Source organism: Stieleria sp. JC731 (assembly GCF_020966635.1).
GTDB lineage: Bacteria > Planctomycetota > Planctomycetia > Pirellulales > Pirellulaceae > Stieleria.
The window spans coordinates 1,120,528-1,140,067 of record NZ_JAJKFQ010000005.1; the positions used below are offsets into that span (position 1 = coordinate 1,120,528).

The 19,540-nt window shown below is 53.1% G+C and carries 14 protein-coding genes; 7 read left to right on the forward strand and 7 right to left on the reverse strand.

Annotation, left to right across the window (positions count from 1 at the left end):
* The first annotated feature begins 99 nt into the window (after window positions 1-99).
* Window positions 100-645, forward strand: coding sequence for a DUF6653 family protein (locus LOC67_RS15115; protein ID WP_230263445.1), 546 nt, complete (start codon window positions 100-102; stop codon window positions 643-645).
* Window positions 646-951: 306 nt separating this feature from the next.
* A complete protein-coding gene (locus tag LOC67_RS15120; RefSeq protein ID WP_230263446.1) occupies window positions 952-2,673 on the forward strand; it encodes a GxGYxYP domain-containing protein in 1,722 nt (573 codons plus the stop codon).
* A gap of 47 nt (window positions 2,674-2,720) precedes the next feature.
* Here the strand turns inward: LOC67_RS15120 and LOC67_RS15125 are convergent, their stop codons facing one another.
* Window positions 2,721-4,490, reverse strand: a complete 1,770-nt coding sequence (locus LOC67_RS15125) for a tetratricopeptide repeat protein (protein ID WP_230263447.1) — start codon at window positions 4,488-4,490, stop codon at window positions 2,721-2,723.
* A gap of 229 nt (window positions 4,491-4,719) precedes the next feature.
* On the opposite strand from LOC67_RS15125, the gene LOC67_RS15130 reads away from it, so the two are divergent.
* From LOC67_RS15130 to LOC67_RS15145, 4 genes are all read left to right on the forward strand, one after another.
* A complete protein-coding gene (locus LOC67_RS15130; protein ID WP_230263448.1) occupies window positions 4,720-5,241 on the forward strand; it encodes a sigma-70 family RNA polymerase sigma factor in 522 nt (173 codons plus the stop codon).
* Between the two features lie 4 nt (window positions 5,242-5,245).
* Entirely contained in the window at window positions 5,246-6,922 is a 1,677-nt protein-coding gene (locus LOC67_RS15135; RefSeq protein WP_230263449.1) for a LamG-like jellyroll fold domain-containing protein, read from the forward strand.
* Window positions 6,909-9,734 carry a PSD1 and planctomycete cytochrome C domain-containing protein gene (locus tag LOC67_RS15140; protein ID WP_230263450.1) on the forward strand — a complete coding sequence of 942 codons (2,826 nt, stop codon included), beginning with the start codon at window positions 6,909-6,911 and terminating at the stop codon, window positions 9,732-9,734. Before LOC67_RS15135 ends, LOC67_RS15140 begins: the two co-directional genes overlap by 14 nt.
* Window positions 9,735-10,016: 282 nt before the next feature.
* Window positions 10,017-11,411 (forward strand): DUF1501 domain-containing protein, encoded by a 1,395-nt coding sequence (locus LOC67_RS15145; protein ID WP_230263451.1) that lies wholly within the window; start codon window positions 10,017-10,019, stop codon window positions 11,409-11,411.
* Window positions 11,412-11,417: 6 nt separating this feature from the next.
* Here the strand turns inward: LOC67_RS15145 and LOC67_RS15150 are convergent, their stop codons facing one another.
* From LOC67_RS15150 to ruvB, 6 genes are all read right to left on the reverse strand, one after another.
* Window positions 11,418-12,293, reverse strand: coding sequence for an SPFH domain-containing protein (locus tag LOC67_RS15150; protein ID WP_230263452.1), 876 nt, complete (start codon window positions 12,291-12,293; stop codon window positions 11,418-11,420).
* 155 nt (window positions 12,294-12,448) lie between these two features.
* A complete protein-coding gene (locus LOC67_RS15155; RefSeq protein ID WP_230263453.1) occupies window positions 12,449-13,462 on the reverse strand; it encodes an SPFH domain-containing protein in 1,014 nt (337 codons plus the stop codon).
* A 166-nt stretch (window positions 13,463-13,628) separates the two neighbouring features.
* Window positions 13,629-15,119, reverse strand: a complete 1,491-nt coding sequence (locus LOC67_RS15160; protein WP_230263454.1) for an ankyrin repeat domain-containing protein — start codon at window positions 15,117-15,119, stop codon at window positions 13,629-13,631.
* Between the two features lie 89 nt (window positions 15,120-15,208).
* A complete protein-coding gene (locus tag LOC67_RS15165) occupies window positions 15,209-16,576 on the reverse strand; it encodes a UTP--glucose-1-phosphate uridylyltransferase (RefSeq protein WP_230263455.1) in 1,368 nt (455 codons plus the stop codon).
* A gap of 174 nt (window positions 16,577-16,750) precedes the next feature.
* Window positions 16,751-17,404 carry an endonuclease III gene (gene nth, locus LOC67_RS15170; protein WP_230263456.1) on the reverse strand — a complete coding sequence of 218 codons (654 nt, stop codon included), beginning with the start codon at window positions 17,402-17,404 and terminating at the stop codon, window positions 16,751-16,753.
* A gap of 48 nt (window positions 17,405-17,452) precedes the next feature.
* Window positions 17,453-18,592: a Holliday junction branch migration DNA helicase RuvB gene (ruvB, locus tag LOC67_RS15175; protein ID WP_230263457.1), complete on the reverse strand. Its 1,140-nt coding sequence runs from the start codon at window positions 18,590-18,592 to the stop codon at window positions 17,453-17,455.
* A 103-nt stretch (window positions 18,593-18,695) separates the two neighbouring features.
* Between ruvB and LOC67_RS15180 the strand changes: the two genes are divergently transcribed.
* The gene (locus LOC67_RS15180) at window positions 18,696-19,277 is read left to right on the forward strand and encodes a sigma-70 family RNA polymerase sigma factor (RefSeq protein WP_230263458.1); all 582 of its coding nucleotides are present in this window, start codon (window positions 18,696-18,698) and stop codon (window positions 19,275-19,277) included.
* Window positions 19,278-19,540 lie beyond the last annotated feature (263 nt).

Here is a 19,540-nt window from a genome sequence, read left to right on the forward strand (position 1 = left end):
CGGTGGTATTCGTACTGCCGACATTTTTTTCGATTGGCGGGGAGCGACCGAGTTGTCCGCAACGGATGAGATGAGTCCGGCAGGAGCCAACGTCTAGTGATGACACACGACGAAAACGAAAAAACAAACCAACCAAGTCGTCTCTTCAAGGCAACCGAAGCGGCGATGTTGATGGATGATTTGACGTGGCAGCGGCATGCGAATCCCTGGAGCGGTTGGACGCGAGTCGCGACGATGCCGCTGTTGTCGATCGCAATCTGGAGTCGGGTTTGGATCCAATGGTGGGCGCTGGTTCCCATCACTTTGGTTGCGATTTGGATTTGGGTGAACCCTCGCCTGTTTCCACCTCCCAAGTCGTTGGACAACTGGATGTCCCGTGGCGTCTTGGGCGAGCAAATCTGGTTGGGGCGGGTGCAGGCCGCCATCGCCAGCCATCATCTTGCGGTCGTGCGTGCGACGACTTGGATTGCCGGTGTCGGAGGAATTGTTTGGATCGTCGGGCTGATCACCTTGAATTTAACCGCGGCGGTTGCCGGATTGAGCATTTCGATGCTGGGGAAGCTATGGTTTCTCGATCGGATGGTTTGGATCTATCGAGATCATGAGGCGTCTTTGGATGATCGCCCTAGCAAAAGTTCTTGCTAGGAAGCACGCAAAAGCAGCCTGCGAAAACTTCGCCACTTGATGGGCAATCAAAACCGTGCGTGCAAGCAGAAGGTTCCTGCTGCCCCCCATCGTTGCAGCTTGTCGGCTTTGGGAACGTCACTTAACCTCCCACGCTTCATCGCGGCTGGCCTTTGTCGACTTCGATTCGAAGCCTGGAGGTTTGCGAAATTCGCTTTTGCAAGGCAAAAGTCCGTTGACTGCTAAGCTGATGCGAAGTCACATCGAGATTCATATTTCGATCTGAATTCATCTCACTGAAATACTATAACCGAATTAGAACGATCGATGACGACTTTGGATCTTGGACGGCTTCAATATTGGGCACGGACTTTTGTGATCGCAATCGCTTGCTGTTGTATTGCGTTTGGCAATGCGCAAGCACAGATTCCTGATCCGGTGTTTGTTCACGATGCAGATCTTTCGGACAATGATCGCCACGTTCCAAGCGTGTTCCCTCAAGCGAACCAGCCTGCTGACGACTTGTTCGTTTTTGATGCCAGACGTTTGCCTCGGCATACGCAAGCCTTCGTCGCGTCCATCCAAGGACTCGCCAACCGTCAACAGCCGGAACTGTATTTGATTCTAAGCGGGAATCGGATTCGCCCTTTTGATCCGGCGCGTCCACGGCGTGATTCGATCGATCGTGTTTGGTTGGACTGGCTCTCGAGCAACGAATACGTGAAGTCATCGCCACGGATCGAGTCTGTCGAAGCTTTGATCGAAAAGTATGTCTCTGGTGGCGTTGTCGTTGTCGATCCATCGCTACCTGCCAGCCTGAATGTGGCGACGATGATTTCGGCCGTTCAGGGAATCCCCTTGGCATTTCCTGAAGACGTTGAACGCTTTCAGTTGAAGGTCGCCGAAGACACACGCGGACGATGGTCAACAAACATCGAGGCTTACAAGTGGGCATGGGAAAATCTGTGGCCGCAGATGAATCATGCTGCCATTGCGATTTTGTCGCCAAGGTTCCACGGGCATCTTCGCGACTATTTGGTCCAGCAAAAGATCTTCACATTTTGGATTTCACACCCGGACTATCGTGATGCAGCAACTGGCGAGGACGACTTGGCGGAGATCAAGCGATTGCTGCTGAAGATGCCAGTCAATATCCCTGTCTTCGGGTATCCAAACGCCGGGGGTGAAGACACCGGGATCGGTGAAGGCCTGGGTGTCAAACTGCTATCGGATCACGGAAAGTTTCTGGTGCCGACCGATTGGCATACCAACCTTTCGATTTGGACCGGCTGGAAGTCCAAGGCTGAAACCTTAAAACAGCCCAGCCGACCCAAACTGAAATATGATCCCAATAAACGCTACCTGTGCTTGCTGGTTAGCGATGGCGACAACATGAATCTTTGGTTGGATTTCTTGCCCACGGAACGCAATTGGCGAAGTCCGCTCCGCGGTTCACTACCGATCGCGTGGACGATGGGGCCGGCAATGCTGCAGCTTCACGGCCCACTGTTGGATTATTACTACGGATCTTTGACGCCCAATGATTCTTTCGGATGTGCTGTCAGTGGGCTCGGCTACATGTATCCGCTTCACTATGGGGAAGCTTACGGAAAGCACCAAGCGGAGATTCTGCAGCGGTATCTTGCTTTGACCAATCAGTTCAACAAAGGGCTCGATTTGACCTGGTATTGGGGAACGATCATTGGTGAGCGAGGCGGAGAGCAATTTGCTGCGGTCGCCGAAGAACTCGATGGCATGACTTGTCTGTTGGAAGGCTATGGCCGGCAGTGGTGGCGTGATGAACCTTACTTGACCGACGGAATTCCCACGTTTCATTTTCTGAACGACGCGGTCTCGGCCGAGCAGACTGTTGCTCAAGTTCGTCGCAACCTAAGGCGACGGAATCCTCAATTCGGTGTGGTCTTTATTCAGAATTGGGAGTTCGACTTCGATGAGATCAAAGAGCTAACCGAACAAATCGAAGGGGATATCCAGTGGGTGCTCCCAGAACAATTGGCCGATCTGTATCTACAGTCCAAGGCTGAGTAGCGAGCTGAAATAGCAGCGGTTTCGTGCTTCGAAATGCCAATCGTGATCTAAGATACGCGACTTGTCACCGCATACGGATTCAGATCCTGCATTTCGGATTGAGGCGGTTGGCTTAAAACGAGTTCATCGCACCTGCGTCGGATCACGTCGGCTTTGGCTTGATAGCGCTCGGCTTGTTCTGAATCGCCTTGTTTTCGATAGAGGCTAGCCAAGAGCGTGTACGCAGGAAAATTGCGTACGACGTCAGCCGGTTGTGTCTTCAGTCGATGATCGATCGCGCTGTGGGCCGCTTCGATGGCAGACGAGATCTCCCCCAAGCCTTCGAGGGCGCTGGCTTTCAGTAGCCACTGTGTCGCGAAAACGGTCTTCTGAGGAAGGACGAGCGTCTCGATTTTTGCGACTGCCGATTCGACGATTTGCAAGGCGTCAGAGTACCGGTTTTGAGCGATCGCAAGCGCCGCTTTGGCCTCATAAAAGTCAAATAAATACAGCGGGCCTACCTGTTCAAGTTCAGCCTCGCGTTCTTGTACCAAAGCAATTTGTCCTTCTGCTTGCTGGGTTTTGCCCTGATGAAGCAATGCGACAGCCAAGGAGGTTCGGTTCGAAATCGTCGCGATATGTGTCGGTCCGTTGATCCGACTGTATGTCGCAATTGCCGTTTCCATTAACGGCACCGCGCGATCCGTTTGAAGTAAATCGAGCCAATAGATTCCTCGCCAAATTTGGATGTCCGCAATCGTCGTGGATTCCTGTTGGTTCGCGTTGCTGATCTGATGTTCCAATTGGCATAGCAAATCGTCTATTCGAACATAGTCGTCTTGGTGCAGCACAAACGGCAGCAGATGCTGAGCCGCATGGCAGAAATAGACCTTGCCATAGTCAGGGAATCGCTGGATTTTACGAAACGATTTTTCCGCGATTGAAATCGCCTCGTCGTACTGGCCGTAGTACAGCATCGTGGTGGCTAGCGAAAGTTCCCAGAATGCATAGTCAATTCCGGATGCGTATTGGCGATGGAAGTCGATCGCCAACCGTTGGTTAGCGATCGACGATTCGAACTCGCCAAGAATAAACTGTGCTGTTCCGAGAATGCCGCTCGCGCGAGCGGAGATTTCCTGCGATACGTTGTAATGTTCCAGGACCATTTGGCACCGCTCCCGGCATCGACGATAGTCGGAATTTGCACAGTCGATTCCGGCCAAAGCGAGCTGTGATTTGGCCTTCAATACGGCACTCTCTTCAAGAGGTAACCGATTGAGTTGTTCGTCGATCAAAGCGTGGATTTGCTTCGCCAGTTCATATTGATTCACATTGACTAAAACGTCCGTATGTTGACAAAGGTGATCGAGTGTTTCGGGCAGTTCATCGGGGTCGCACGACTGGCAGGCTTGGGCCATCTTTGTGAAATGTTCGGCAGAAGGTCCCGGTTGCGAAAGCGATTTGTAGGAGCTGGCAAGACAGCAATGAATCTGTGCAATCGCGGACTGCGGCGTATACAAGTCGTCGTGTCGCGTTTGAAGTGCTTTCTCCAGTTCGGAAACCGCTTCCGGATAGGCGTTCTGAAAATAGAACGTGACACCACGACCATGGTTGACATTGAAGCGATAGGCTCTCGCGTTTGAATCCTTTTTTGTTCGATCAGCAATGCGATTCATCGCATCGTAAAATTGAAACGCGGCATCAAAGTCGCGTTCTTGCAATGCACGATCGGCTCGTGCCCGAAGCTTTTGAAAACGGTTGTTGTCGTCCAGCCGCACCGACAGATAGATGACAAGGGTGAACGCGGTGCCGACAATTAAAATTTCAATGAGGCCCAATTCACCGACTCCAACAGCAGACAGGATGACTTTGGGAAAAGTCTACCAGAACACGATTCTAAACTGGGGCGGGACTGTAGAACGATCGGTTTTGACGCCACCTCGAGCTTGCACCGGGATGTCCGGAGTGCGTCTCCGTGTAGATGCCTCCAGCGAAGATTCCGGATTTTTCAAGGAATCGGTGTAACTATCTCTCGCTTGCCGGAAACTGCTTGCAACCGGAGAAAAAATGAATCAAGACGCCAATCACGAAGACTTCATTCGATGTTTGACCGAAAGCCAAACGCGGCTATACGGCTATGTCTATTCGTTGCTTGGCGACCATAGTTTGGCCGCAGATGTGGTTCAGGAAACCAATTTGGTGCTTTGGCGAAAGATGGATGAATTTGTTCCCGGGCAATCTTTTTTACGATGGGCGTTCGGCATCGCCCGTTTTCAAGTCCTTTCACACTACAGGGATCAAAAACGCGATCGTTTGCTCTTGGATAGTGAACTGGTCGAAGTCATCGGGCGAGAGTCCGAATTGCAGGCTGAGGGATTTGATTCGTTCCGGCTAGCGTTGCGACCGTGCCTTAAACTTCTCGCCCCCAACCATCGGTCCATGATCGAACAGCGGTATTTTCACTCGATGCCGATCGCCGAAGTCGCCGAGCGATGTGGACGAAGTGTCGGCGCTATCAAGACGGCTCTCGTGCGTATCCGGCAACAGCTAGGCAATTGTGTACAAAAGCGATTGGCGACGGAGGCTTGAACTGATGGACGAAGCTACCGAAGAACTCGAACGATTGCTCATCGAATGGGACGCCGGAACGCTCGACGAAAGTGGCATTCAGCGAGTACGCGAGATTTTACGAAGTAGCGAGGTCGCACGCGAGCACTACATTCGGTCGCGAATGATGAACGCGGCGTTCGAGTTGGATTCGCAAGCCCATTTGGATTCGGCGATAGATCCATCAATTGGCGTTGCGCAAAGCTCTAGCGATCGAGTTGTCAAGCAAAGTTACGCCGGACATTGGCGACTGCTTGCTGTCGCGGCATCGCTCGTTTTCGTCATGCTTGGTGCCCGTTTGATTTATCTGGAATTCGAAATGGGAACCGCGACAGAGTCATCGAAGTCCGGTGAGCGTCTCTACACGGCGAATCAACAAGCGGGCGAAGCGATGGCGAGTGGAATTGCGATCGTCAAGAGTTTGGTCGATGTCCAATGGCCAAGCGATGACGACGTCCGTGAAGTCGGCGACGCGCTGCAGGCAGGAAGGTTCTCGATGGTGTCCGGGATCGCACAGATTGAGTTCTTTTGTGGTGCAAGTGTCGTCGTCGAAGGTCCTGCAGAACTTGATTTGGAAAACCCAATGTTGGCCAAGCTGCACCGTGGACGTCTTCGAGCACAGGTGCCACCGGCCGCTCGCGGTTTTTCGGTTGATGTTGCTGAAATGAAAGTGGTTGACTTGGGAACCGAGTTTGGGATTTCTGTCAACGACGGACAGGCGGATGTTCAAGTTTTCGATGGAGAAGTCGAACTGCATCGTTCGGCTGAACCGGTTCGGCGACTGATCACCGGCGAAGGTATCAAGAAACTTGCCGAAGGGGCAGTGATCGAATCGGAGGCCTCACCGGACTTGTTTGTTGATATCGAAAGCCTGGAATCTCGGGAGCAAGATCAGGAGAATTCGCGATTTAAACGCTGGGACGCTTCGACAGCACGTCTTCGCCAAGATGCGAGGTTGATTACTTACTATCGATTTGATCGTCAGGGTGTCAAACAACGTCGTCTCAAATCGGGTACTTCACCAGCTGACGACGAATTGGATGGTGCGATCGTGGGTGCGAATCGGACCTCAGGTCGGTGGTCCGAGAAGTATGCGTTGGAGTTCAAGAAGCCCGGCGACCGGGTTCGCGTGCAAATCCCAGGAGAATTCAAGTCACTGACATTGGCCGCTTGGGTCAAGATCGACAGCTTGGACCGTTGGTACAACTCGTTATTTCTGACCGACCATTACAACCAAGGTGAACCCCACTGGCAGATCCTTGATAGCGGTCAGCTGTTTTTCTCCGTCAGACACAAGCCCGACGACGCGACCGGAAAGCTCGCGAAACGTCAAACGCACCAACCGATTTTGTCGCCTCCGTTCTGGACCCCATCGCTTAGTGGACGTTGGCTTTTCTTGGCAACAACCTACGACGCGGACACGGGTGAAACGACTCACTATCTAAACGGAGAAATCATCCATCAGGAAACGATTGATCCAAGTCTTGTGGTTCATCAAACCAGGATCGGTGCGGCGACGATTGGTAACTGGTCCACACCAACGCGTGAAGATGCTGAGTTCGCGATTCGAAATTTGAACGGCAGCATGGATGAGTTCGCCATTTTCTCTGCCGTTCTATCGCCCCGTGAGATCGAGGAGATCTATCGAAATGGAAAACCTTAGTCGACCGTCACTCGGTTTTATTTTCTGGGCACTCATTTTCTGTGGACTCTTGTTCGCTTCTGCATTGCCGGTCAACGCAGATGATTCATCGAGCAAAAACAGCAATCCGGGCGTACGTCTATTTACGCTGAAGGTCTTTCCGTTGCTAAAGGAAAAGTGTTTCGGCTGCCATGGCGATGACCCCGACGACATTCGTGGTCAGTACAACATGTTGTCGCGGGAGGCACTCATTGGCGGTGGTGAATCAGGTGATGCCGCCGTGATCGTTGGACATCCGAGTCAAAGCGTGTTGATCGATGCCATCCGCTGGGAAGGCTACGAGATGCCCCCAAAAGAAAACGATCGGCTGACCCCAGCAGAAATTTCCTGGATCGAGGAATGGATCAAGTCCGGTGCACCATGGCCGAACGCAGATACGAGAAATCAAATCCTGCAGGAGGCATCGGCGGAATCAAGCAATGCCGACGGTGTCATTTTCAGAACAAGTGGTGGCACGTCTAGCGAGTGGACTTATCGGCGCTATGAGCCCAATGAGATTTGGGCGTTCAAGCCGGTTGATCCTCCACAATTTGATTTGCCGAGTGGTGTGAATCCGATCGACTTCTTCGTCGATCGAAAAATTGAAGAGGTTGGTTTACAGGCATCCGGGCCTGCGAAGCCCCGTCAATTGCTTCGCAGAATCTATCTCGATGTCACCGGGCTTCCTCCGACGATCGAAGAAAGTAACTCTTTCGCCCAGGTGTTCGCCGAAGTTGGAGAGGAAGCATGGAATGAATTGATCGACCGTTTGCTTCGCAGTCAGCACTATGGTGAACGCCAGGCTCAACATTGGCTTGATGTCGTGCGTTACGCCGATACGGCTGGATTCTCAAACGACTATGAACGTTCAAACGCATGGCGATATCGAGACTATGTCATCCGTTCATTTAACGATGATAAGCCCTTCAATGAATTCGTTGTCGAACAGATCGCTGGGGACGAGTTGCGACCCGATGATCCGGAAGCGTTGATCGCAACTGGCTTTTTACGCATGGGACCTTGGGGAACGGCTATGGTTCCCCAAGACGAAGCAAGGCAAATGTATCTGGACGACCTTGTACACAATGTTGGGCAGTCCTTCTTGGCGATGCCGATGAGGTGTTGCAAGTGCCACGACCACAAGTTCGATCCGATTCCGACACGCGACTACTACCGTATGTATTCCACGTTTGCGACAACGCAACCGGCGGAATTGGATGCGGCGTTTTTGCCCGAAGAGAACCAAGGCGGATTTGAAAAGAAACGTGAACTGGTCGCTGAGCTTCTGGAGTTCGCCAAAGCCGAATTGAAACTCGTTGATGACAAGCAAGAAGCTGCTGCAAAGCTTTGGTACGCAGAACATCAATTGCCATACAAAAACGAGAAAGAACGCAAGGATGATCCAGAAGATCAGAAGCCGCCACGGCACATCGGGCTGACTCCAGAGGAAAAGGGAATCAAAAAGGTTCGCGAACAAGATGTCTGGATTTGGGAACGGCGGTTGGAACGTTACGAGCCGATGGCTCAAGCCGTTTACAGCGGACAAGATGACTGGAAGAATTCCCGCAAACTGCGCAAAGCAAACAAAATCAATCAGCAATGGCGGCCGGAGAATTTCATCTTGCAGGGCGGGAATCTCGGTTCCAAAGGTGACCCTGTGCGGCCCGGTGTCCTTAGCGCATGTGGTATCAAAGTCAACGAATCGGCCGAATTGCCGTGGGCATTGCCCGATGGGTTGGATGGTCGAAGACTTGCTTTCGCACAATGGGTTGTCGATGACAGAAACCCGTTGACCGCTCGCGTTATCGTCAATCGCGTTTGGCAATGGCACTTTGGAAAAGGCATCGTCAAGACGGCGAACAACTTTGGTGTAAAGGGAAGCAAGCCGACACACCCAGAATTGCTCGACTGGTTGACGGCGGACTTTATCGAACATGGGTGGAAGCTAAAACGTTTGCACCGTCAGATTCTCTCCTCGAAAACGTATCGCCGATCGACAGCACCAGTTGACGTCGAGACAACGAAACGACTTGATCCGGAAGACCGCTTTTTAGCTTCGTTTCGACCGAGACGTATGTCGGCCGAAGAAATCCGCGACGGTGTGTTATTCGCTTCGGGTGAACTGCGCACCGAAATGGGCGGCGTTCCAATAATGCCGGAGATCAATATGGAGGTCGCGTTGCAGCCGCGGATGATCCAGTTTTCAATCGCACCGGCCCACCAGCCATCGCGGACACCGGAGGAACGCAATCGCCGCACGATCTATGCCTATCGAGTTCGTGGGCAGGCCGATCCGTTCCTTGAAGTGCTCAATCAACCAAATCCGAATGAATCATGCGAACTGCGTGATGTGGCTTCGGTATCGCCGCAAGCATTCACATTGCTTAACAGCGATGCAATGACCGACCGTTCGATTGCCGTTGCGCTGCGAATTGAACGCGAACATGGAATAGCGTCGAACTCTGACAACATTTTTCTAGTGAATCGAGCAGTTGAGCTGGCGCTCGGCCGTCGACCTTCGGATAGCGAACAACAGTCTTTTGAAGGCTATCTAGCTGCGATGCAGAACTACCATCAAAACCATCATCCCGAAATCAAACACTATCCGACTGAGGTGACTCGTTCGCTGGTGGAAGAGTTCACGGGAGAACCATTCGAATTCATCGAGAAGCTAAATGTCTACAAAGACTACGTACCCGATGCCAAACCTTGGACGGTCAGTGCCAAGACACGGGCACTAGCGGACCTCTGCCTGTTGCTGATCAATTCGAATGAATTCATGTATGTCTATTAGTACTTCGTTCCATATGAAAATACGGGTTCGGTTCATCAGCCGACGGGCATTAGCCTCGGTTACTGCACTGAAACCGTAGCAAACGCCAAACGGCTAATCCAAAAATCGAGCGGGTTCGAGTCATCAGCCGACGGGCGTTAGCCCCGGTTATTGCACTCAAATCGTGGTTAACGCCATACGGCTAATCCAAAATTCGAGTTTGAAGGAAGCACTAGCTGCCGCTTTCGAACGTAAAACCAAAGTCCTCTGATCGCTTTGACAAGTCGCCAATCGGATTCGAACATGAAATCTTTGCCACGTCGTGACTTTTTGTATGGGCTTGGTTCATCCTTGGGGGCGCTGGCTTTGACTGATCTGCAGGCTGCCGAGCGGAAAGCGTCAGGTACAGGGCCTCTTGCCCAAAAGCCGCCGATGCATCCGGCTAAAGCCAAGTCGGTCATCATGTTGTTCATGGAAGGTGGACCATCGCAGGCAGACACGTTTGATCCCAAGCCGGTGCTGAATCGACTGCACAAAACAGAGTCGACTCGTACAGCCGGTTTGGCAAACGGCAAACGTTTCTATGTCGGCAGCCCATTCAAGTCGCGGAAAGTCGGTAACGCGGGTATCGAAATGAGCGAACCCTGGCAGTTCATGGCCGATCCGGAGGTGGCTGACGAGCTTTGTGTCTATCGAGGTTGCCAAGCCGAGTCGCTAAATCATCCCGAAGCGCTGTTGCACATGAATACCGGCAGTCGGCTCGGTGGCGATCCGGGGCTTGGTGCTTGGGCGACCTACGGATTAGGGACCGAGAACCAGAATCTTCCCGGCTATGTCGTGATGACCGAACTGGCGCTTCCGCAAGCTGGGCCGGCGAACTGGACCAACGGCTTTTTGCCTGCGTACTATCAAGGGACACGACTGCGGAGTAGCGGCTCGCCGATCTTGGATTTACAACCACCAGAGTTCAAAAGCCGCGAACACCAACGCAGGGCTCTGGACGAATTGGCGAAGATGAACAGGCGACACGCCCAGTCACATCCCTATCACGACCAGTTGGCCGCACGGATGGAAAGCTATGAATTGGCTTTCCGAATGCAGACGGCGGTGCCAGATTTGATCGACCTGTCAAAAGAGTCTTCGCAGGTTCTACAAGCTTACGGATTGGATCGTAAGGAAACGGCCGAGTTCGGAAAGCAATGCCTGATGGCGAGAAAACTTGTCGAAGAAGGCGTTCGGTTCGTTCAGATCTTTTCAGGCGGTTGGGATTCCCATGACTATCTGGAACGCGGTCATGCGTCACGAATCGCAAGCGTGGATCAACCCATTGCGGCGTTGATCAAGGATCTGAAGCAGCGCGGGATGTTGGAAGATACCCTTGTCGTTTGGACCGGGGAATTCGGCCGGACTCCGGACAATAACTACCGCGGGGGAGTCACCGCATTAGGGCGTGGCCACAATGTTGACGCGATGAACATGTGGTTTGCCGGCGGCGGAGTGAAACGTGGAGCGATCGTCGGTGCGACAGACGAAATCGCAGCAGAAGCTGTCGAAGTCGTCCATCCGATTCGAGACGTGCACGTCACTTTGATGCACCTGCTAGGACTTGATGACAATAAACTGACTTACTTCCACGCGGGACGCTACAAGCAGTTAAGCCAGTTTGGCGGACAAGTCATCAACGAGCTTTTGGCGTAAAGGACGCTAGTTAGACGACCCGACTTGCAGTAGCAGGTTTCCGCTCGAAGGAACCATCTCTACAGTCACATTGGAATTGATCAGTTTGTCAATCTCCATGACCGACAAAACCGTTTGCAGGATCTCGTCATCTTCGGCAGCGATTTCGTTTAGCGCTTTACCGACAATTTTTGGACGTGCGGCCGAGGCCTCGGCCATCTTTTGAGAGACACGGAAAGCGGTTTCACTTTTGATCAGGCCGACTCGGTTCTCACCATCTTGTTTCATCGCGCTGGTGACTTGCACCAAACGTTTGACAACCTTTTCAGTGATGTTGTCGACCATCAGTTGATCGGTAAAGGCAACTTTTCGAATGTAGACCGATCCCAGCGTGTACCCCCATTTCTCCGATAGCGGCGAGACCGTCGCACGAACCGTTCGGCTAAGCGAGTGGCGGTCTTCAAGCATCTTTTCCATTTCAAGGTTGCTAAGTGTCGAAATGGTCGAACTGGTGACGTTCGCTTGCAGAGAGCCATCGGGGTTGGCGTTGGTGAAGAGATAGCTTTCCGGATCGGTGACTCGCATCTCGTACCAAATGCCCACTCCCATCGGGGTTCCTTCTTCGGAGTTGACCATCTGGTTTCGCAAGTAGTGCTGTCGCAGTGCGGTGCCGACAACATACGATTTGCCAAAAAATGGAACCAACAAAGCACGAGGGCCAAACTTCAGCAGCGGAATCTGCAATCCGGGTTGGTCAATCGTACCGATGACCTTTCCGAACAGCGTAAATACATACGCTTGGCACTCGCCTACGCAGGCATAAAGTCCAAAGAACCGTGCGAATCCTAGAAATATCGGAATCGCCATCAGTCCAAAAAAGAAGCCTCCGATCAACCATCCCATCGTTCTATCTCTTATCGTTTGTGTTTTGATTCGTTGCGTTTGAAAACCCGCTGTGAACTTCGGTTTGCCTCGAAGGCCGTCGGTCGGTCAATGAGATTTGAATCTCAGTTGACGCTTTGAAGCGGGTTCTGCTGACAGTTATGTGATGAACACGTTTATCGGGAAATGGTTTCATCGGTGGTTTGGATCACTCGGCTAGCGACTCCGTATAGCGGAATCCGTGCGTTGCGAACGTAAGCCTTCAGCGCCGGCGAACCGCCGTTCTTCTTAATCTCGCTAAGGGTTCCGGCCAATTCACGCAGGGGTGCGACTTCTGCTTGAGCGTTGTTGGTGGCGATTTCCACCGCACGAGCACTCATCGTGATCTGCTGTTCGCTGTCAGCGCGGGCTGTGCTTAAGTCTGCCGCGACTTGGTTTCGAGTGCTATTGATTGCCGAAAGGGCACGATCGACTTCTGATGGTGGGTCGATTTCGGTGATTAGTGCGGCGTCAAGTTCGATACCGTAGCGTGCCGTGGTCGAACGGCATTGTTCTTCCATGTACTGATTTAGCAGTGGCAGATTCTTCCGTAGGTCGTTGATCGAAACGCCTTCAGACAAGTCGACCGATGGTCCGGAGTTTTCACTTTCGGCGGCATCGATTTCTTCTTCCGCGAGCAGGTTTTGTCCTTTGGGATCGACAAAGTTCGCAACGCGTTCACGAAGCACCGAAACGAAGTAACCCATCACGTGTTCTAGCGGACTGGTGACGCCAAACAGATATGGATAGAGATTGCTTTCGCTGACTCGGTATCGCAGTTGGCCGTTGATGCCAGTAGTCAGGTTATCTTTTGTAACCGCTTCGATTGTGTCCTGAGCTTTGGACGGGTCCCAAGATAGGTCAACCGCTTGGGTCGCCACGCTGACTTTGTGAATGCGTTGCCAAGGTAACTTAAAGTACGGCCCGCCCGGACCGACGACACGTACCTGAGGGTATTCGTACCGATGTTGCTCTTCGGCAGACATCGATTCGAAGTCGCTCGACGGGTTCGCCGATTCTCGCAAGCGTTCGGCTTTTCCAAAACTGGTGACAACGGCGCGTTGGTCGGGACTGACGGTATAGAATCCGCCGACGAAACATCGGAAGAAACTGTAGACGATCAATCCCGTGATCAAACCAATCAGGAACATGATGGTCCTCGGGCGGCAAAAAGTATGAAGCTAGTTGGCAACCGTAGCACACTGCCAGCGATGGGGCCAACGGTCATTCCAAACCAAGTCAATCTACAGTTCAGATCTTGGATCGAGATGGACCAAACGGACCATCCCGTCTTTGATCAGGGCGATCGGCATGCCGCTATGGCGTCCATCCAGGTGCAGATCGAGTCCAATCTTCTGGCTTAATACCGGCGGACTTCAGGGCGCGATCGATTGCCATAATTGTCGATTGATTCGGTTTGAACGATCCGGGACGCTTTCCCTGGGCAATTTCACGCGGCGTGCTTCCCAACGCATTGCGATGATGCCAGTCCCTAGGGTGGGCACCGAGTTCAACGCAGCGATCGACCACTATGGCAAAGCTGCGATAAGCCGCGCCGTGGATCACCGTTTCGCCATGCTGGTCCACATCATTGATGTCTCCCCCCCAGTGGACTAGCTGGTCAAGCGTCGCCAATGTTTCTGATTCTGATCCGGGATATTCATCGGCGACAAAGACTCCGACACCTGCCGCAGCCAACATGGGTGTGGTCCCGTCGGAATTGGCGATCGAAATGTTAGCGCCAAGTTCAACGAGGACTTTTGAAAGTGGAACGTCATTCGTGAAGGCGGCATACAGAAGCGGAGTCGCGCCCTTGGGATTTAAATTCGCGTTGGAATACCGCCCACGCTGGAGCTGCAGATTCACATCGGCTCCACGGGCAACCAGTTCACGGACGAATTGTAGGCTGCCAAGATTTCCGCTGCCGATCGGTGCAGGGTCGCCCTCTGGGTTGTCACCGCGTGATGGCCTGCGCACCCACGAAAGGGCATGAAGCGGCGCGAATCCGCTGCGTTGATCATTCGGATCCGCCCCTCGATCAACAAGTTCAATCGCCAATTGGTAGTGCGCACTTTCGACGGCAAGTAAAAGCGCTGACATGCCTTTGCGCGGTGATCGCCCGGATGAATTCACCGGCGTCATCCTATCATTCACATCTGCACCTGCGTCCAGCAGACGGTGTGCAACGGCGCGATGACCCTGGCGGGCGGCAAAATGAAATGCGGTAAAACCACTTCGAAGTTTGGTATCGATATCAGCACCCGCATTGATCAATGCGTCGACGACATCAACATGTCCCGCGGCGGATGCCCACATCAGCGATGTCTGCCCATCACGTTGTTTGTGATTTACATCAGCGCCGTTTTTGATCAGCTTTTCAACAAGCTGCGAATTGCCGGTCCGGCACGCATGCATCAACAATGATTCATCGCCTGCGAGTCGATGCTTTACGTTCGCCCCCGCATCGATCAGCGCCTCAGCGGATTTCAAATCGCCGAAACGACAAGCAATTGCCAGTGGTGTGATCCCGTATTCGTTTGCGGGATCAACGCTCGCTCCCTTTTGGAGAAGTGTCTTCACGCCGGAATGATGCCCCTTGAAAACACACCAGTGCAGGGCCGACATGCCATCGGCTTGCCGTTGATCAAGATCTGTCGTATCGAGAACCGTACGAGCGAAGGATTTCCAATCGGCTCGTTCCGCTTGATCAGCCAACGGCGTTGACTGCGGATCGGTTTCCTGGGCGGCGGTAGCAAAGCACCAGATCGAAAGTGATGCGAATAGACCTAATTGGTAGATCAGGCTCATTGGACAATCTGGAATCGTGACCGATGGAGCGTAAAATTTCTATCGTATCCGATTCCGTCTTGCCCAGGGGCAATGCGAAAGCGGACGCGTTAGATCTGGTGCTCACCTTCGTAGGTCCCCTCGGGGATCGTCGAAGGAGACTCGCTCCCCAGCAAGCTGGCTTCACCTTTGATGACGACATCGGGTGCGAAGCTGACATTCCCTTTAACGCATAGCGACACACAGTTAGCCAGTGATGGTGCGTCAGGGACGCGTTCTTGCAAGTCTGCAATACGTTTGAAGTATTGATCGTCGAGACTGATGGACGGTGGCATTCCGTTGCGAGAATCGATTAAGCCTACGGAATGATCCTGACGAACTTCGTAGGCGTCACTTCGGACAGCAAGCAAATCGCCGGTCGTTTTCACAGGTGCGAATCTTGATCGCGGGACTCGAATTGCATCGGTGTTCGGTAGAACTTCGATCGCCGCACCCATGGCCGTTTCAAGTTGAAAGACTGGAGTGGAACTGGAATCCTTTGGATCCACCGTTTTCCGGTTGGTGATGGTCGGAAGTGCGACGGTCCCGTCACCGGCTTTCAGAAAGTCATCGAGTTGCTGCAAGTCGATCCAAAGATTGTTTGTATTGAAGTAACGATGCCGCGTGATGTCCTGGAATTGTGTTTCTTCATCGGGATGACATTGCGCCTTTTCGCGTAGTAGCAATCCACCCTGTTTGTCCTTGGCGAGATGGCCGCCTTTCTTATCTGCAGCCGTTCGGTCAGCGACCTCCATCATGAACGATTTCTTTCCGTCGACGAAGTGACCGAGAATGCGCAGGTCAAGCGTCGCGCCTAAGTTGTCCGCATTGGAGACAAACAAATAACGTCGGCCTTGGGCAAGCAGTTTCTCTAAGGTGCCACTGGTCACGAGCGCAGCATAAATGTCACCGTGTCCGGGAGGGCACCACTGCATCGATGGATCTTCAGGCCATTCGGCAGGGCACATCGTTTCGGCATCGATCTTGGGGACTTGATGCTGCAAGAACGAAATCACATCGACCTGTCCGCTAAATCCGTTGACCGCCGCAGCCGTTTGCTCTTCAGTCGAAAAGCTGTTCATCAAGACAAGTGGGACGCCAAGGCTTTCGTTTTGCCGAAGGATCAGTTCTAAGAACGTGTCCTCGCCACGAACTGGCAGCAGCGACTTTGGGCCATCCAGTCCCATCGATGTACCCAATCCGCCGTTAAGCTTCAGAACGGCGGTCGCTGATAAGTTCTCACGACCGATCGCTTCGAGCGAATCGTCTAGTGTGTCCGCATCGACGACCGAGTCGACTGGGGAAATCTCTGCTTCTCGGATCGTTGCTTCTTTGCCGTTACACAGGTTTTCGTAGTGTGTCTTGAACAAACGGACGACGATGTCGGGCGTGTTGGCTTCGGCAAGTTTGTTGGCGACGGCGTCCCAGTTGGCTGGCATGAGTTCTTTTGTTTCGAGAATGATTGGAAGTGAACTGTGATCCGATCATCAGACAGTTCCGGGGTCCGCAATGTAGTGTATTGGACGCTGCAGAAGACTGAAGCCAAGCGGGTATTCGTATGAAAGAAGCTTGAAGGGCTGTGAAAGTCACATTCCGGGTGCGGTGCTTCTTACCTACGCCTTCTTGGCGATGAAAGGGCGTTTCCTGTTCGGATACACTTCCTTGCAAATCGCACATCGCGTGCCATCGCAGCCCCGAGCGGTGCAGTGCTCTCGACCATAGAAAATGATCTGCAAATGGAGCTTATTCCATGAAGATTCGGGGAACAGTTTCTTCAGGTCCGCTTCTGTTTGGGTGACATTCTTCCCGTTAGTCAGGCCCCAACGTTGAGCCAAGCGGTGGATGTGTGTGTCGACCGGGAACGCAGGGTGACCGAACGCTTGGCTCATCACAACGCTGGCCGTTTTGTGGCCAACGCCTGGAAGTTTTTCGAGCTCTGCGAACGATTCGGGGACGTCGCCGTTATGCTCGGTCACGATCATTTCCGAAAGTCCCGCCAGACTCTTGGCTTTCTGCTTGGAAAGTCCGAGGGGGCGAATGATCTGCAGGATGTTTTCTTCGCCGAGGTCCCACATCGCTTGTGGCGTCGGAGCTTGCCGGAATAGTTCTGGCGTGATCTCGTTCACCTTCTTATCGGTGCACTGAGCACTCAGTACAACAGCGACCAGCAATGTAAACGGATCGCTATGGTCCAGCGGAATCGGTGTCTCCGGGTAGAGTTCTTCGAGTCGTTCGTGGACCTTTGCGGCGCGTTCAGATTTCAGCATTTTGATGGACAAGCGATCGATGCAGTGAGATCGATTTTGTTTTAGAGGCTAAGCAGCTGGCGGCTGCATCTTCAAATGTTCAAATGCCTTCATCGTCGCGATGCGGCCGCGTCGCGTTCGCACAATCAGTTCGCTCCGCAGCAAGAAAGGCTCGACTTCGTCTTCCAGTGTGTCACTGCTGACGTTCATCGTATGTGCGATCGCTTCGAGACCGCTGGGGCCACCGCTGAAGACGCGAATCAGAGTTTCCAAATAGTTGCGGTCTTGTTTGTCCAATCCCAATCGATCGATACCGATCATATCGAGAGCGTCCCTGGCGACCCCGAGTGTCACGACACCTTTGGCACGCACTTGCGCGAAATCGCGGACCCAGTGCAAGCGGTTGTTTGCCAAACGTGGTGTGCTTCGTGAACGCCGGGAGATCTCACTTGCCGCCGCTTCGTCAACGTCGATCGATAGTTTCTTCGAGTTGCGGATTACCAAATCGGTTAGCTGCGACTCTGAGTACCAACCGAGGTGCTCACGAATCTGAAAACGATCTCGCAATGGTGCGCTAAGCATACCTGCGCGAGTTGTCGCTCCGATCAACGTGAAGGGCTGCAGTTCGAAATTCAATGTTCGAGCGTTGACGCCTTCGCCAAGAACGATGTCGATGCGAAAGTCTTCCATCGCTGTGTAGAGATATTCTTCGACAGCTTTGGGGACGCGATGGATTTCGTCGATGAACAGGACGCTATGGGCGGAGACGTTGGTCAGGTAAGGAAGCAAGTCCTTCGGCGCTGACAAACCGGCACCGTTTGCCATTTGAATCGTCGTTCCCATTTCCGCCGGGATGACGGTCGCAAAAGTCGTCTTACCCAAGCCGGGCGGACCGTCGAACAGAATGTGCCCCAACGGTTCGCCACGGTTCAGAGCCGCACCAATTGCGATCTTCAGTCGCTCGATCACGTCGCGCTGTCCGACCATTTCGTCCAGCCGAGTCGGACGCAGCTTGCCGTCACGCTCTTCCGGTTGTCCCGATTGCCCCGAAAGTCCATCAATGCTTGGAGGATCTCGATCGTCCGAATCATCAGACGGATTTCTATTGCCCATCAATTTTGCGGCCGCGCTGTCGAAATTCTCGGTGTTACCGTCCTGATCACCGGGGTCTCGGGGATCGGATTGTTGGTAGACTGCCTCTCGAGCCATTTGGTCTTCCGTCCGTGCAATTCCACGTGGTGTAATTTGTCCGCACTGTTTTACTCGAAACGGTGAATCTCGTCGGCGCTTATTCCGCAACCAAATCCAGCACATGGTCGATTCATCCGCAAATTCTGACCCTATCGATGTTTCTGATCCGGCCGTGATCGCCAATTACGAGCCCTATTTGCGGATGCTTGCCCGGACGCGGATGCGACAGGCCTATCAAGCCAAGATTGGGGCTTCGGATATGGTTCAGCAAGCGATGATGCAGGCGGTGGCTGGATTTGACGGATTTCGCGGAAGCACTGAAGCCGAGTTGATGGCTTGGCTCAGGCAGATTTTGGCCCACCATCTGTGCCATCTCGATCGTGATTTGCATCGCGACAAACGCGACATCCGCCGTGAGCAATCGATGGAGCAGAAGCTTGCCGCTTCGTCGATGCGTCTGGAAGGCCTCCTTGCCGGAGGTGACCGAACCCCCAGTCAAAACGTGGCGTTTGGTGAGAGCGTTGTGCAGATCAGTCAAGCGATCGCCAAGCTGCCCGAAGCGCAGGCCGACGCCGTTCGCCTGCACTATCTCGAAGGCATGAAGCTGAGCGAGGTTGCCGAGGAGCTTGGAAAATCAACCGGAGCGATCGCAGGCCTGCTCCACCGCGGAATGAAAGCCCTGCGAAAGCAGCTTGATCAGTAGTTTTCCGCTCGCGAATGCGCGATGACGCTCAGTAGATTCGTGGCATTTGGTTGCTAATCGACCAATGGCTGCTGAAGATCGATTTTGGGCGATAAAAATCGATACCGAATGGATATTTGGACACTCTCTATGCGTTCTCCTTGGGTACTCTAGGTGATCGCTAGTTCCCCCTTTGGCGCTGGGGCTGTGCCGGGTGGGGATGTGGGGTCTGAAGTGCATGGTTTGCACCTCGAAAGTTCCAAAAACTCTCTATCGCAGCATCG